This window comes from Mesorhizobium sp. M7A.F.Ca.US.011.01.1.1 (genome assembly GCF_003998295.1).
GTDB lineage: Bacteria > Pseudomonadota > Alphaproteobacteria > Rhizobiales > Rhizobiaceae > Mesorhizobium.
Genome location: NZ_RZRT01000228.1, coordinates 1 through 573, shown reverse-complemented (window position 1 = coordinate 573; position 573 = coordinate 1). Strand labels below are relative to the sequence as shown.

Genomic DNA, 573 nt, shown 5'->3' with positions numbered 1-573 from the left:
GGGCATGATCCGCAACCCTCTCCCAGTAACGCGCAAGCTCGTCCTTGGAGGGCGAGACAGCGTCTGGCAGCAGTTGCAGGATGTTTTCACTGGGAACGCCATGTTTCCGGGTTGGCCCGCGTCGCTTCGATGGGGCTGGAGGCTTGGCCGGGATCGGCACGAGATCTTCGCGCAAACCCTTGAACACTGCCTCGCGCAGCACGCCGCGATCAGTGACGCCGCTGAATTGCACCTCGGCCAGAACGTCCGGTCTCACCCAAGTTGCCTTGGGTTTCACAATGGGCTCTGATAATGGCGACTTGCTGATGATCAGCGGATCAAGCCGCTCCCGAACGAGTTTCGCAGCGCTCAAGGTGTACCCACTGCGAGCCTTCCCGGCATAGAGCAGTCGGTTGCCCTCGCGGCGCCCGATATAAAGCGATGCAATGCGGTGCGGGTGAGCACCAAGTTTCTCTACGAAAGCCACGATAGGGAAGGTGTCGCTCTTGATGCACTTTACCTTCAACCAACTGGTCTGAACCCCCGAGCCGTAGGTCGCATCGACGCGCTTGGATACGATCCCCTCCAACCCCA

Annotated in this window: 1 pseudogene; it reads right to left on the bottom strand. The window is 60.0% G+C overall.

The window, feature by feature from the left end:
* Positions 1-573, bottom strand: a pseudogene (locus EOA13_RS37475) (DNA ligase D); the annotation flags it as partial.